Origin of the sequence: Streptomyces sp. NRRL B-1347 (assembly GCF_000720325.1) — a bacterium.
GTDB lineage: Bacteria > Actinomycetota > Actinomycetes > Streptomycetales > Streptomycetaceae > Streptomyces.
This window is the reverse complement of sequence record NZ_JOJM01000030.1, coordinates 44,300-56,956: the sequence shown is the minus strand read 5'-3', so window position 1 is coordinate 56,956 and position 12,657 is coordinate 44,300. Positions and strand designations below refer to the sequence as shown.

Genomic DNA, 12,657 nt, shown 5'->3' with positions numbered 1-12,657 from the left:
TACGGCGCTGACCGGCCCTCGGCCCGGCCCACGTACCGCCAGACGAGCCCTAGCTGTCGGCGCCGTCGAGACCGGGTCCGGACGCGGAGGCGCCACCGCCCGCCTCGCGGATCACCGGTTCGAGCATGTCGGTGAGGAGGGCGGTGAGGCGGGCCTCATCAGCCGTGACGAGCGCGGTGGTACCGACCACGCTGCGCAGCAGCCACGTACCGGCGACCAGCGCGAGGGCGAGCTGCGCGCGCACGTCGGCGTCCGAGCCATCGAGCAGCCCTGCCAGACGGGCGCCCACGTTGGCCTCCACGCCCTGCCGGACGATGCCCGCCGCCTCCGGATCCGGTGCCGAGCGCAACAGCAGTAGGAACGGATCGAGCTGCTCCGCGTCGGAGGCGGTGCGCTCGGTGAGCGTGTGGGCGATGGCATCCGCCAAGCCGGTGGTGCGTTCGTCGCCGACGATGGTCGGCGGTGCGAAGGAACGAGCGACGGCCTGCGCGAACAGGCCCTCCTTCGAGCCGAAGTAGCGGTTGATCATCATCGCCGTCACCCCCGCCCGCTCGGCGATCTGACGCACCCCGGCCCCGGCGTACCCGTGCTCGGTGAACTCCACGACCGCGGCGGCGAGGATCGCCTCGCGCGTCGCGGCGGCGTCACGCCTACGGGCGGGGTGTGCAGTGCTCATGGTCAGGAGCATACGGGGCGCTGTTGCGCGGATCATGGGGCGGTGGAGCCGTCGTCCACCACTTGGCCTTCCAGGTGTGTCCCTCGTGCGAGACCCTCTGACCGGCGGTGCACACCGTGCTCGCGGCCCAGGGTGTCGCTGTGCACTGGTTGCCGCTGCCGCCGGTGATGGTCAGGGAGTACGTCGTGGAGTGCGCGGGCTGCGGGCTCGTACCCGTGCCCACGATGTCGTACGTGCCGTTGACGGCCGCCGTAGTGGTGAAGACCGTGAGCGTCGACGTCCCGCCGGCCGTCACTGAGGTGGGATGAGGGAGGCGGTGACTCCGGCGGGTGCGCCGCTGGCGGTCAGGGTGACGGTCCGGGCGGTGCCTGCGGTCGCCGAGGTCTGCACCGTACTGGTGGTGGAGCCGCCCGCCTTGAGCGTGGCGGTGGCGGGGGACGCCGTCAGCGAGAAGTCACGTCTCGGCCAGCCGAAGTCGTCGACGCCCGGCATCTCGGTGATGCCGATCACGCCCCAGAGCTGGTCGGGGGTCTTGCTCGGGCAGCGCCTGGCGAGTCGGTCGTACAGGCCCTGGGCGACGGTCTTGGTGGTGTCCTGGGCCATGTCGTGCAGGGCGTTGTCGTAGTAGTCGAGCGTCATGATGTTGGCGACGTCGGCCCGCGCACCGTTGGCCATCGCGTTCCTGAGGAGGGCGAGACCGCTGGCTGCCAAGCCCTTGGTCGTCGTCGGCAGGGTGTACGAGATCTCCGGTTCGCGCCCAGTGGCGGCGGCCCAGTCCTGGACCGTCTCGATGGCCTTGTTCCGCCGGTCGATGCCTGCGGTGTTGTCCAGGGCGTCGACCTCGATGTCCATGTTGAGCCGTGGGATGTCGTAGGTCGTGATGACCTTCTGGTGGACGGCGGCGATCTGGTCGACGTCGGTGCAGCTGCCGGCAATCTCGGCGCCGGTGGTGTCCGCCGTGCAGCCGCCGAAGGAGGCGATGACGTCTCCCCCGCGGCCCTGGATCGTCTTGATGTCGGCTTGATGTCGGCGCCGAAGGACTTGGTGTCGATGGGCAGTGAGGTGTGTAGGGGGGCGAAGACACGGGCGGGAAGTGGAGTGGCGGCCTGAGCGGGGGCACCCGAGACCACGGTCAGGCCCAGAGCGGCCACAGCGGTGGCCGCCGCGGTGAGCGGCACGGAGGGAACGCATACGTCTCATCGCCGCCAGCGTCACACCGTCCCTGATCTCCTGCTGCCACTGCCCTGTGATGCCCCGTGACCCGGACCTCCATCACCGGCCGGCCCCGCGATCGGCAGCCTGCGCAGAAGAGACGTTGCGGCGCCTTCCACGGGAAGCGGGCACATCGATACAGTCCATCGTCAGACAGGGAACCCGGGGACAGAAACGTGTCTGCGGGCGGGGCTGGAAGGAAGAATCGCAGGTGCTGGAGGAGTTACGTGCGGCGGTGGCCAGCCACCGACTGGTCAACCTGACCGGCCCGTTGGGAGTGGGAAAGTCGTTCCTGGCGGGCCGCCTGGAGAACGCGACCGCGGTGGACCTCGACCGGCCCAACGCACTCATCGCACTGCGCGGGGCTCTGGCTGATCCCGCCCGGCGCATGCTGGTGATCGACAGCGCTGACGGCCAACAGCGCCTGAACGTACTGCGCGCCGTGCTCGACGACGCCGGAGGCGAGCACCCGACCGTGGTTGTCGTCAGCCGCCGGCCGGTCCTGGCCCATCCTGACTGGGCTTACTCGGGCGCCGTCACCGTCACCATGGGGCCCATCCGTAACGGGGAACTCCCCACTCGTGCCGCAGGAATCGAGGATGCCGAAGGTCGGGTACTCGTGGCCCGCCTGGGCGGCGGTATCCCGCTGCTCTCGGACGCCGCCCGCCGTGCCCTGGATTCCGGCGTGTCGAACGTGTCCCCCGGCGCGGTCGCCGACCAACTCGCCGAAGTGATCCTGGACCGGCTGGGCCGCGAGTTGCCCGGCAGACGGTGGCGGCACTCGCTACGGCTCCTCGCCACCGTGCGGTGCGGGGACGAGGAGCTGCTGCCCGGCGGTCCGGACCACTTCTCCTCGCTCGCCGCGCTCAGCATCGTCAACCGCGACACCCTCGGGCTTCGGATCACGGAACCGTACCGGACGGTGCTCGAACTGGCCTACCGGTGGCGGCGGCCAGAGGCACACGACAGCGTCCGCACCCGGGCCCGCGACTACCGCCTGACCCTGCTCGATCGTGCTCGCGACGCCAAGGAGCGCGCAGACCTCACCGACCAGGGTCTCTTCCTCACCGGCGACCCGCTGCTGCGCCGCGAGTTGTTCCCGGCCGACGAGCACGCGGTGGGCTTCCACACCGCCGTCGCCGCGGACGCCGACGACATCGGGCGGCTGATGCGCCGATGGGCACTGGACAGCGGCTTCGACCTGCGCCGCTGCGACCGCTTCACCGAGCGCTGGGGCGCGGACGACATCTCCGCGTTCCACCTCGCCCGCGACCGGGACGGCCGGGCGATCGGCCTGGCCAATCTGATGCCGATCGGCGCGCACACGGTGGACGGTCTGGAACCGTTGCTCCAACAGCACAGCAGGACACTGACCGCCGGCGGGCTCTTTCTGGGCGTCGCCCACTGCACCGAAACAGCCGCACGTGCCCACCTGCTGCGGTACGTCCTGCGGCAGGCTGTCCAGGGCGAGCGCCTGGTCGTCTCCACTGCCAGCCCGGACTACCAAGTCCTGGTCCAGGCCCTCGGTTTCCGCGAGCACGGTGGCATACGGGACGACGTGTACTCCTGCGGCCGCCGTCCGGAGGTCTTCACCCACGACTTCGCCGCCGCCGATCTACCCGGCTGGCTGAGCGGCATCACCCACGGAGACGGGCTCGACACAGCGAGCGCCAGACCTGTCGTACCGCGACTCGCTCCCAAGGAGCTACGCATCCTGTTGGACTACGCCTCCGGCCTGACCCTCAAGGCCGCGGCCCGACGGGCCGGCGTCACGCCGAACACGGCCAAGTACTACCTCAGCCAGGTCAAGGCCAAATACCAAGCGGCGGGCAGACCCGCATACACGAAGATCGACCTGGCCCTGAGGGTCCGCGAAGACGGACTCGACCGACTGTGAGTCGTGGATGCGGTCACAGGACCGCCAACGTCCGGACAGGGAAGGTCTGTTGTGGGCAGGGAAGGCGGGTTCCGTTGAGGCGCACCGGTTCGCCTCAACGGGGGATGATCAGCGGATCAGCGGTGGCAGCTGATCAGCGGGTGCAGCTGACCGCGGCGTCGCCCCAGTAGTACCCGGGCCCCATCCGGCTGGAGTTGGCGTAGAGCAGTACGCACTGCTCGCTGAGGAAGCCGCCGACCATCGCGTGCTGGCGGGCCGCAGTCTCGGCTTTCCGCTTCGCCTCCTTCGGGCTGTTGCCGGAGTGGAAGCCGGTGAACACCTGCGTCTCCTGTGCGCCGACCTGAGTGCTGGCCTGCGTGTTTGCCTGCGTGCTTGCCTGCGTGCTTGCCTGCGCGACGGTCGGTGCGAGCGCGGCGAGGGCCGCGAGAGCCATGACAGCCCCACCTCGAATGAGTATCGAGCTCATGTCGGTATCCGTTCTTTGGAGGTTGGTGTGATTCAGCGTTGGCAGAACAGACTGGCGACCGCGGAGTACACGCCCCCGCCTACCCACCTGACATCGGTGGCACGGACGTGGCACTGGTTCGCCTGCCAGCCAGCCCCTTGGGCGATCGAGTAGGCCATCCGGGTGGCGCCGCCCACTGCCTGCGACGGCGACGTTCCCATCCCGCTGCCGGTGAACGTGCCCACCTCGGTGGAGGCGAGCTTCTGGTTCGTCCCGCTCTTGCAGTCGAACGACCCGACCTCAGCGCTCACTTCATACGAACGGACCGGGACGTCGAGACACTTGTCGGTCGCGGAACTGCGGTACCCGTGCCCGCCTCCCGGTACGGTTCGGTCCCCGGCCGGGTCCGCCTGGGCGAACGTGGCGCCTCCGATGAGGCACGCCGATGCGGCAAGGGCCACAACGGCGGAGTGCAGACCTAAGACGGCCGATCGTTTCACCAGGTCTCCCTTCGTCATGTTCGGTGGTCATTCGGTGGTCATGGAGTACTGCCAAGGCGGCGTGCAGCGCGAGAAGCAGGCGTTGGACGCAGCCACGGTTGTCGTTGCCCTTCCCAGGGCCGCCGCCCCGACTTCGAGAACCGTAGCGATCTCCGTCGAGGGTGCGGTACCCACCCTTTCGGGCGGGTACCGGTGGGACTTCGTGGCAGTCCACACGGGCGGAGACCTGCTCTGTCTCCCGCAGGGCCGACCGAAACCGCACGGCGCGGCACGTCAACACCGGCCCCTCTGGAAGACCCCATAGCCGCGTGGAGCGCCGCACAGCACGTCCTGTCTCTACCGATGGAACCCTGCCGGAACTGCCCTACCGGGGGGATTCCTCACGGCTCACGCGCTTTCACACCGGTCTCACCAACGGTCGCCGACCTGGTGTTTTCCGGAACGTTTTACGTTGACATGGTCTCGGAGAAGGTTCCAGTCCAGTGGAGCTCTTGCCCGTCTGCCGTGGGCGAATGCTGTCCTTTGACTGCGAACCCAGTCGCTTTGTCATCCAATCGAGGCGTTTGATAGTGAACCCAGTCGTTTCGGCTTCTTTGACAGTGAATCTAGTCGTGAGGGGTGAGCAGGCTGGGGGTGTCGTATGTCGGTATCGGCTGGGTCGGAAGGGACGGCGCCGTACGTCGAGGTGTCGAGTGTGGTGGGCAAGCGCGAGCGTCTGGGGCGTCCGCTGTTGGACTGTGTGTCGGTCAGGTTCGAGGATGCTCGTCCGGTACGGCCGTTTCGGTGGCCGCCAGGAGGGCGCTATTTCCCGGGCTGGTACTGGGCGGCGACGACGCGGCAGCATGTCGGTTTCGAGTCGTGGCTGGAGCGGGACCGTCTCGTGCTCATGGATTTCGACCCGGCTGTGGTGGGTGTTGCCTCCCAGCCGTTCTGGCTGCACTGGCACGACGGGACGCGTGAGCGTCGGCATGCCCCGGACTTCTTCCTGCGCCGCGCGGATGGCTCGGCCATGGTTGTCGACGTCCGCGCCGACGACTGCATCGCACCGCGCGATGCCGAAGCGTTCGAGGTGACGCGCCGGGCCTGCGCCGAGGCCGGGTGGGGCTTCGAGCGGGTGGGGACCCCGGAGACGGTGCTGCTGGCGAACGTGCGGTGGCTGTCGCGCTACCGTCACCCCCGCTGCCGGCAACATCCGGTCGCGGCCCGGCTGATGGAGATTTCCTCGCAACCGGGACCGCTCATGGCCGGGGCCGACAGCGTCGGCGACCGGCTGGCGACGCTGCCCGTGTTGTTCCACCTTCTGTGGCAGCAGGAGTTGTCCGCCGAGGGGATGGCGGTCGAGCTGCTGGGGCCGCGCACGGTCGTGCGCCTGGCCGGTGGGGGTGCCGGATGGCGGAGGAGGGGCGGTGGGTTCCGCCGACTGCCCGGATCGTGGAGTTCCCCAAGACGGCTGCTGACCAGGCCCGTTGGTGGGAGGGGCACATCTTGGAGGTACTGCATGGTCTGCCGCCGGATGCTCCCCAAGGGGCGGTGCCGCGGCCGGAGTTCGACCCCAGGCTGCACTCGCTGGCCGAACGCGAGCGGGCCAAGGCGGCCGAGCTGACGGCGGCGGGCCATCGGATGACGGCCAGCGGCGTCAAGCAGCGGCGCCAGCGTTATCACCGCGACGGGCTGGTTGGGCTGGCCGACGGCCGCTCGGCCAAGCAGCTGCCTCCCTTCGGCCAGATCGCCCCGGCGGTGGTCGACGCGATGCGGCAAGCGATCGCCGAGACGACCGATGCCTCCTCAAGGACAGTCCGATTCACCATCTGGCGGACCAAGCAGATCCTGGCATCCGGCGAGGATGGCGACGGCATCGAGCTGCCCCACGAGCGCACGCTCTACCGGCTGTTCGACAAACTGGCCGCCGGGACACATGCGACCGGCTCTGCCACTACGCGCCGCTCGCTGCATGCGCGTCCGGCCGGACCGTTCGGGGAAGTCCCGGCCATCGCGCCGGGCGAGCTGATGCAGATCGACTCCAGTCCGCTGGATGTCCTGGTCAGGCTGGACGACGGAATCGCGGAGAAGGTCGAGTTGACCGCGCTGGTCGATATCGCGTCGAGGTCGATCACCGCGGCGGTGCTGCGGCCGACGACCAAGGCGGCCGACGCCTCCGCCCTGGTGGCCCGCAGCATCACGCCAGACTTGATGCGTCCGGGCTGGTCGGAGTCGCTGCGCATGTCCCGGTCGGTACTGCCGCACCGCCGACTGCTGGCCCTGGACGAGCGGCTGGAGCATGCGGCGGCGAGGCCGGTGATCGTTCCGGAGACGGTCGTCTGCGACCACGGAAAGCTGTTCATCTCGAACAACTTCCGCGCTTCCTGCCGCTTTCTGGGCATCACGCTGCAGCCGACACACAAGGCGTCGCCCTTCGAGAAAGGAGTGATCGAGAAGACCCTGGGGTCGGTGGCGACGCTGTTCGCGCAGTTCGTCGCGGGCTACACCGTCCGGTCGGTGGACCGCCGCGGCAGGCACTTGGAGGACGGACCACTGTGGTCGCTGCCCGAGCTGCAGGAACTGCTGGACGAGTGGATCGTCGCCGTCTGGCAGAACCGGCCGCACGACGCCCTGCGCGACCCCGACGCACCGAGGCGGGCGTTCTCGCCGAACGAGAAGTACGCGATGCTGCTGGAGTCGAGCGGCTACGTCCCGGCCGCGCTGAGCGGTGAGGACTACGTCGAGTTGCTGCCGGAACGGTGGCAGGCGATCAACGCCTACGGCATCAAGATCAACCACCGCACCTACGACAGCCCGGAGTTGAACCCGCTGCGCCGTCAGCGCTCCGGCATCGCAGAGAAGAACGGCTTGTGGGAGATCCACCACGACCCCTACGACGTCTCCCGGATCTGGGTACGCGACCGCCGCGGCGACCGGGACCGGTGGATCACGGTGTTCTGGCGGCACCTGCACCGCGTCGGCGTCCCGTTCGGCGAAATGGCTTGGGACCACGCCCGCCAACAGGTCCAGGACGGCAACGAGGCACAGATCGCGGATGCGGCGGCCGCCCTGCTCCGGCGCGCCCACGATGGCCCCCAGGGTGAGAAGGACCCTCCGGTCAAACGGTCTCAGAAAGATCGCCGGATTGCCGCCCGCACCCGGGCGACCGCCCCAGGCCGGGAGATCCCCGATCCGCCGACCAACCGCGAACCAACGGATGAGGACACCGACACCTCACCGGCCAAGGTCATCCCGCTAGGTCTGTTCGACCCGCTCGCCAACCCCTGGAGGCGCCCGTGACCCTCTCCAAGCCGACAGCTCGGCAAGCCGTGTTGCGGGATGCCGACGCCGAGGCCGACCGACAGCTGAACACCCTCACTGGATGGCACAGGTTCATCGACGGGCCGCCCACACCCCCGGACCTGGCCTCCCGGAGCGCTTGGCAGCAGATGTCAGTATCCGAGCGGGACCTCTACGACGAAGACCGCCTGGACCATCACGCCCGCATGCTCACGATCGCCACCTCGTTCGTCGAGAAGACGGCGATCTGCGGCCGTCGGCTGGTCCTGCTCAACCGCCACGCGATCGGCGCCCGCCGAGGGCTGATCGTTTCCGGCCCCGCGGGCACCGGAAAGACCATCGCCATCACCCAGTTGGGACGCTCCCACGAACTCCTTGACCGGGCCCGGCACCCACACGTCACCGACCGCATCCCGGTCGTCTACGTCACCGTCCCGCCGGCCGCGACGGCCAGCATGATCGGCACCGAGTTCGCCCGCTTCCTGGGACTGCCGGTGCGGGCACGCTCGAACATGACCGACATCATCGAGGCCGTGGTCGGGGTCTGCACCGATACACGCACCGGGATGGTGCTGGTCGATGAGCTCCACAACATCTCACTCACCAGTCGCAACGGCGCCGAAGTCGCCGACACCCTCAAGTACTTCTCCGAGCGCCTGCCCGCCACCTTCATCTATGCCGGCATCGACATCGCCGAATCCAGCCTGCTGTCCGGGACACGCGGCGCACAGATCGCCGGCCGCTTCACCCTGATCCCCTCCCGCCCCTTCCCCTACAACAGCGAATGGAAGGGCCTGGTCGCCACCATGGAAGACACCCTCCGGCTCCACGACCACCGCCCCGGCACGCTGACCAGCCTGGACCGCTTCCTCCACGACCATACCGGCGGCATGATCGGATCCCTCTCACACGCCATCCGCGGAGCCGCGATCGACGCCATCCTCACCGGCACCGAGAAGATCACCAAGAAGAGTCTGCAGGCCATTCCGCTCGACCACACCGCCCACACCACCGCCTCGATGGCCACGAAGACCGCAGCGTCCCGATGAACAGCGAACTGCCGCCCCGGTATGCGCCTCTGCCGGTCCGCCTCCGCCCCTGCCTAGGAGAATCCTCCGACTCGTACATCCGGCGCTTGGCCCGCGCCAACCATCTCAAGCCCAGCTTCCTGCACTGCTATCTCTCCGGCCCACCGCAGTGGTTCGCCAGGCCGCTCCTCGAACACCTCGCCACGGTCGCAGGCCACTCGCCCGAGGCACTCGAACGCGCCCTGGCCGACGCCAGCGCCCTGGGCGGCGCCAACAGGCCACGCCGCCGCTTGCCCAGGAAGAATCCCTTCGCCCGGCGCCAGGACCTGGCGCACCGCATCGCCCAAGAAGCCCTGAAAGGCACACGGATCCACACGCTCGCCAAGCGCTACAACCTCCGCTGCTGGGATATCCGCTTCGCCCTGGAGACCCCACGCCTGACCACCACAGAGACGGGACAGCTGGCCGACCCCATCACCGGCGAACTCGCCGACCTGATCGAGAACATGATCAGCAGAGGGCTGAACAAGAGGCAGATCTGGATCGAGCTCATGGACGACCACGACTACCTGGTCAAATACCACAGCATCCGCCACTACATCGACTACACGCGATCCGGCAGACAGCGCAAGAAGCGGTCAGCCTCCCCTTGACATCCAACCTAGTCGCCCCAGGTCAGCGCACTGCACCCGACTACTGAGGTTGAACTCGTGATGTCGCCGGGTGGCTTAGGTGGGTCTGATTGTCGGGCCGGTCTCGGCGAGGCGGCCGTCTATGACCCAGACCGCTGGCCGCCGCTGACTACCTGGTGCGCTCAGTGCGGTCGTCGTACTCTTCGCGGGCGGTGATGACTTCTTCGATGTGCAGCACGGACCACTCCGTGAGCGCCTTCAGCGGTTCCCGTAGCGTCTGGCCGAGCGCGGTCAGCTCATACTCCACGTGCGGCGGCACCTCTGGGTAGACGGTCCGGCTGACCAGCCCGTCGCGTTCGAGGGTGCGCAGCGTCTGGGTGAGCATCTTCTCGCTCACGCCCGCCAGCGCCTGCCGGAGATGACCGAACCGGGAGGTCCCGTTCCGGCCGAGTTCGCCCAGCACGAGGACCGCCCACCTGCTGCCGATCTGGTCGAGCAGGTCCCGCGACGGGCAGCCGCGCTCGTACGGATCGAATGAAGGCATGGGCCCGGTCACGTTCTCGACAGCAGCCATACGGCTCACCTCAATGCTTTCGCTGCGGTAAGTACCCTACCAAGAAGTGGCTACTCCCCAACAGAGAGTGTCCAGGTCATTCTGTGTTCCATCCCGCCGCGGACCGACCGCGGCAGGCGTGCAAGGCACGCGCGGAAGGAAGGAATGACCATCATGCCGATCGTCGTCACCGGAGCCACCGGCCAGCTGGGCAGGCTCACCGTCGAGGCACTGCTGCGGCGCGGGATCCCGGCCGCGGACATCATCGCGACCGGCCGGGACATCGCCGGGATCAAGGATTTGGCCGACCGAGGCATCACGGTACGCCGCGCCGACTTCGCGGACACCGACGGCCTGGCCGAGGCATTCGCGGGGGCGGAAAGGCTGCTGCTGATCTCGGCCTCGGTCCCCGTGAGCGAGCGGGTCGCCAACCACCGCCGCGTGATCGACGCCGCGGCGTCCGCAGGCGTGTCGCTAGTGGCGTACACGAGCACGACGCACGCGGACACGGCCACCACCGTCATCGGTGCCACGCACGGCGAGACCGAGGAGTATCTGCGGGACCGCGGAATACCCAGCGTGCTGCTGCGCAACGGCTGGTACCTGGAGAATTACACCAGCCAACTGCCGCAGATCCTGCAGAACGGCGCGGTCGTCGGCGCCGCAGGCGAGGGGCGGATCAGCGCTGCGTCCCGCGCCGACTACGCCGAGGCCGCAGCGGTCGTCCTCACCGCTGAAGGCCACACCGGCGCCGTGTACGAGCTCGGCGGCGACGAATCCTTCACCCTGACTGAGCTCGCCGCCGCGATCTCCGCTGCGGCCGGAAAGCAGGTTACCTACGCTGACCTCCCAGTGGCCGACTTCGCTCAGGTACTGGCCTCCGCGGGCCTACCCGCCGAGCTGGCGGAGGTCCTCGCTGACGCTGACCGCGGTATGAACCGCGGCGAGATGTACACCGACTCTGGCGACTTGCGCCGCCTGATCGGCCGCCCGCCCGTGACCCTGGCCGAGGCACTCGCGGTCGCCCTGCATGACTGAGGTTGAACTTGTGATGTGGCCGGGTTGCTCAGGTGGGTCTGATCGTCAGGCCGGTCTCGGCGAGGCAGCCGTCTATAAGTTCGCTGCGGTACTGGATGTGCCGTAGGCCGCGCCGGATGCACTGGACGAGGTGTTCGGGGGTGCTGAAGGCGACGTTGGAGAGCCAGCCGCGTCGCAGGAGGGACCAGATCCCCTCGACGGGGTGGGTTGAGGTCGGGTGCGTAGGGCGGCAGGTAGTAGATGGTCAGCCAGTCCCGGGCCTCGGCGAACTTTTGCAGGTCGGCGGCCTTGTGGACGTTGAGGTTGTCCCAGACGAGCACGATCGGGCCGCCGAGCTGCTGGTGTGCTGTGATCAACAGGTCCCGGTAGTCGCGCCAGGAGAAGCTCTTGCGCCCATCGCGACGGCCGTCGTCATGGCGGGGCCGGTAGATGAGCCTGGAGCGGCGACCGGGTTTGTAGCAGGTCAGCGCGGCGATGGAGATCCGTCTGCGGGAGCGGCCGCGGACCCGCACCACCGGGGTCCGGCCGCGCTGCGACCAGGTCTTCGCGTGCGGCGGCGTCATGGAGAATCCGGCTTCGCCCTCGAAGACGAGCCAGGCTCCACAGGCCGCCGCGAGTCTTCCGCGCAGGGCCACACCTCCTTGACCCACCCGGCCACCACCCCGTCGTCCCGCTCCATGGCCCGTCGGGCCGGGACCTGCCAGGACCAGCCGTTACGCGCCAGCAGTTTCCGCACGCCCTGGATCGTGTAGGCCATGTGAAAGCGCCGACCGATCACCGTCTTGATCCGCGCCAGTGTCCAGCGCTGGTCCTCCCAGCCGTGCGCGGCCGACCCCTTGGCCAGCTCCGCCTCCAACTGCGCGAACTGCTCCTGACTCAGCCTCGGCAGCGATGCTGGGCCCTGCGACCGCAGGGCCCGCGGACCGCCCTCCTCCCAATTCTGCCGCCACCGTTGTACCGAGCGGACGTTGACGCGCAGGGCCTTGGCGATGACCGAGCTCACCTCGCCCTGGGCAAACCACTCGGCCGCCTTGAGTCGTAACTCCTCGCGGAACTGCTGCCGTTCGGCAGTCAGCCCGCCTCCTTGTGGATACCGCATGCCCCGGTGATACCGCATAGGCGACGAGCCATCAGCCCCTACGACACCACGAGTTCAACCTCAGTAACTTCGATGTCAAAGGACAAATGCCCGCTGTCATTGTCCGCTGTCATCCAATCGAGTCGTTTGACAGCGAACCCAGTCGTTTTGACTTCCTTGCCAGTGAACCTAGTCGTACGGGGCCAGGCACTGGGGAGCGAGTGGGGGGCTATCCCCCGGGAAGGTGTCGGGCCGACCCCAGCGTGCTGGGCCTCTGCGCGCGTGATGATCTTCTCAGCAGCGCTTGACACCCAGCACG

Annotated in this window: 13 protein-coding genes and 1 pseudogene; 7 read left to right on the top strand and 7 right to left on the bottom strand. The window is 68.4% G+C overall.

The features are described from left to right. Positions 1–49: 49 nt before the first annotated feature. Both IG74_RS0124440 and IG74_RS54730 read right to left on the bottom strand, forming a co-directional pair. Positions 50–676 carry a TetR/AcrR family transcriptional regulator gene (locus IG74_RS0124440; RefSeq protein ID WP_037825987.1) on the bottom strand — a complete coding sequence of 209 codons (627 nt, stop codon included), beginning with the start codon at positions 674–676 and terminating at the stop codon, positions 50–52. Further along, positions 651–791 carry a carbohydrate-binding protein gene (locus IG74_RS54730; protein WP_420709936.1) on the bottom strand — a complete coding sequence of 47 codons (141 nt, stop codon included), beginning with the start codon at positions 789–791 and terminating at the stop codon, positions 651–653. The genes IG74_RS0124440 and IG74_RS54730 overlap by 26 nt, the downstream gene beginning before the upstream one ends. Positions 792–816: 25 nt before the next feature. On the opposite strand from IG74_RS54730, the gene IG74_RS54725 reads away from it, so the two are divergent. Next, the gene (locus IG74_RS54725) at positions 817–984 is read left to right on the top strand and encodes a hypothetical protein (protein ID WP_420709937.1); all 168 of its coding nucleotides are present in this window, start codon (positions 817–819) and stop codon (positions 982–984) included. Here the strand turns inward: IG74_RS54725 and IG74_RS54720 are convergent. After that, the gene (locus tag IG74_RS54720) at positions 968–1,528 is read right to left on the bottom strand and encodes a hypothetical protein (RefSeq protein ID WP_063761287.1); all 561 of its coding nucleotides are present in this window, start codon (positions 1,526–1,528) and stop codon (positions 968–970) included. The genes IG74_RS54725 and IG74_RS54720 overlap by 17 nt on opposite strands. A gap of 595 nt (positions 1,529–2,123) precedes the next feature. On the opposite strand from IG74_RS54720, the gene IG74_RS52800 reads away from it, so the two are divergent. Next, on the top strand, positions 2,124–3,785 hold the full coding sequence (locus IG74_RS52800) for a hypothetical protein (protein ID WP_199818882.1): 1,662 nt from the start codon (positions 2,124–2,126) through the stop codon (positions 3,783–3,785). Positions 3,786–3,918: 133 nt separating this feature from the next. Here the strand turns inward: IG74_RS52800 and IG74_RS0124425 are convergent, their stop codons facing one another. Further along, entirely contained in the window at positions 3,919–4,218 is a 300-nt protein-coding gene (locus tag IG74_RS0124425) for a hypothetical protein (RefSeq protein WP_234334435.1), read from the bottom strand. A gap of 65 nt (positions 4,219–4,283) precedes the next feature. After that, positions 4,284–4,748, bottom strand: coding sequence for a hypothetical protein (locus IG74_RS46125; protein ID WP_051855238.1), 465 nt, complete (start codon positions 4,746–4,748; stop codon positions 4,284–4,286). A gap of 679 nt (positions 4,749–5,427) precedes the next feature. On the opposite strand from IG74_RS46125, the gene IG74_RS0124415 reads away from it, so the two are divergent. From IG74_RS0124415 to IG74_RS0124400, 4 genes are all read left to right on the top strand, one after another. Further along, positions 5,428–6,333 (top strand): TnsA-like heteromeric transposase endonuclease subunit, encoded by a 906-nt coding sequence (locus tag IG74_RS0124415; protein WP_324607511.1) that lies wholly within the window; start codon positions 5,428–5,430, stop codon positions 6,331–6,333. 146 nt (positions 6,334–6,479) lie between these two features. After that, positions 6,480–8,009, top strand: coding sequence for a Mu transposase C-terminal domain-containing protein (locus IG74_RS0124410; RefSeq protein WP_037825981.1), 1,530 nt, complete (start codon positions 6,480–6,482; stop codon positions 8,007–8,009). After that, positions 8,006–9,058 carry a TniB family NTP-binding protein gene (locus tag IG74_RS0124405; RefSeq protein ID WP_030681232.1) on the top strand — a complete coding sequence of 351 codons (1,053 nt, stop codon included), beginning with the start codon at positions 8,006–8,008 and terminating at the stop codon, positions 9,056–9,058. Before IG74_RS0124410 ends, IG74_RS0124405 begins: the two co-directional genes overlap by 4 nt. An 86-nt stretch (positions 9,059–9,144) precedes the next feature. Continuing rightward, positions 9,145–9,690, top strand: coding sequence for a hypothetical protein (locus IG74_RS0124400; protein WP_030681230.1), 546 nt, complete (start codon positions 9,145–9,147; stop codon positions 9,688–9,690). Between the two features lie 148 nt (positions 9,691–9,838). Here IG74_RS0124400 and IG74_RS0124395 read toward each other — a convergent pair whose 3' ends face one another. Then, positions 9,839–10,243, bottom strand: a complete 405-nt coding sequence (locus IG74_RS0124395) for a winged helix-turn-helix transcriptional regulator (RefSeq protein ID WP_030681228.1) — start codon at positions 10,241–10,243, stop codon at positions 9,839–9,841. 144 nt (positions 10,244–10,387) lie between these two features. On the opposite strand from IG74_RS0124395, the gene IG74_RS0124390 reads away from it, so the two are divergent. After that, a complete protein-coding gene (locus IG74_RS0124390; protein WP_078869002.1) occupies positions 10,388–11,260 on the top strand; it encodes an SDR family oxidoreductase in 873 nt (290 codons plus the stop codon). 28 nt (positions 11,261–11,288) lie between these two features. On the opposite strand, the pseudogene IG74_RS54715 reads toward IG74_RS0124390, so the two are convergent. Continuing rightward, positions 11,289–12,359, bottom strand: a pseudogene (locus IG74_RS54715) (IS630 family transposase). Positions 12,360–12,657 lie beyond the last annotated feature (298 nt).

Coding starts and splice junctions, on each gene's coding strand:
- IG74_RS46125 (WP_051855238.1), bottom strand. CDS start 4,748: ATGACGAAGGGAGACCTGGTGAAACGATCGGCCGTCTTAGGTCTGCAC.
- IG74_RS54720 (WP_063761287.1), bottom strand. CDS start 1,528: ATGGACATCGAGGTCGACGCCCTGGACAACACCGCAGGCATCGACCGG.
- IG74_RS0124425 (WP_234334435.1), bottom strand. CDS start 4,218: ATGGCTCTCGCGGCCCTCGCCGCGCTCGCACCGACCGTCGCGCAGGCA.
- IG74_RS0124395 (WP_030681228.1), bottom strand. CDS start 10,243: ATGGCTGCTGTCGAGAACGTGACCGGGCCCATGCCTTCATTCGATCCG.
- IG74_RS0124390 (WP_078869002.1), top strand. CDS start 10,388: ATGACCATCATGCCGATCGTCGTCACCGGAGCCACCGGCCAGCTGGGC.
- IG74_RS0124440 (WP_037825987.1), bottom strand. CDS start 676: ATGAGCACTGCACACCCCGCCCGTAGGCGTGACGCCGCCGCGACGCGC.
- IG74_RS0124410 (WP_037825981.1), top strand. CDS start 6,480: ATGCGGCAAGCGATCGCCGAGACGACCGATGCCTCCTCAAGGACAGTC.